1 protein-coding gene is annotated in these 797 nt (G+C 56.3%); it reads left to right on the top strand.

All coding sequences use genetic code 11. The annotated features are described in order from the left end of the window. The coding region (locus B5F19_RS17615) for a hypothetical protein (RefSeq protein WP_162612613.1) at nt 1-797 on the top strand (797 nt) is incomplete at both ends.

Here is a 797-nt window from a genome sequence, read left to right on the forward strand (position 1 = left end):
CAACAAAGATGTCATCATGAACATCCGCTTCGTGCTGGCTGACGGCACCTTCGTTGCCGGCGGCGACTACTTCCTGCCCGAGGGCATCCAGAACATGAGCATTCTGGAGCAGTACGTGCCCGAGGGGTACGAGATGATGGAGTCCGGCGACTTCACCGTCACTGCGGGCGGCCAGGAGGACATCACCGTTGAGAAGATCAGCGAAGATGTCATCATGAAGATCCGCTTTGTGACCGTTGACGGCGAGTTCGTCGCTGGCGGCGACTACTTCCTGCCCGAGGGCATCCAGAATTTTGAGATTCTGGAGCAATACTTGCCCGAAGGCTTTAAGCTGATGGAGTTCGGCGATTTTTTCGTAACTGATGGCGGAAAGGAGGATGTTACAGTCGAAGAAATTAAAAGTACTATTCCTGTAAATGTAAGATATTGGGACACTGTCAACAACACTCAGGTGGGCGAGAGCTTCACAATCACCGTGGACGCCGACGCCACCAGCGTAAATACCAGCACCTTCAAGGATATTCCCGCCGGCTATGAGCTGGTCTGGGAGGGCGACCTCCAGATCAACGACGGCTGGGTCTGGGTTGAGGTCCGTCCTGTGGAGGCCGAGACCAAGACCGTTGGCCTGAACTACTGGGACGTTATCAACAACCAGCAGGTGGCTGAGGGGTCCGTCACCGTGGCCGCCGACGCCACCATGGTAAACACCAGCACCTTTAAGGACATCCCCGAGGGCTATGAGCTGGTCTGGGAGGGCGACCTCCAGATCAACGACGGCTGGGTCTGGGTTGAGGTCC

It is taken from the genome of Pseudoflavonifractor sp. An184 (assembly GCF_002160305.1).
GTDB lineage: Bacteria > Bacillota > Clostridia > Oscillospirales > Oscillospiraceae > Lawsonibacter > Lawsonibacter pullicola.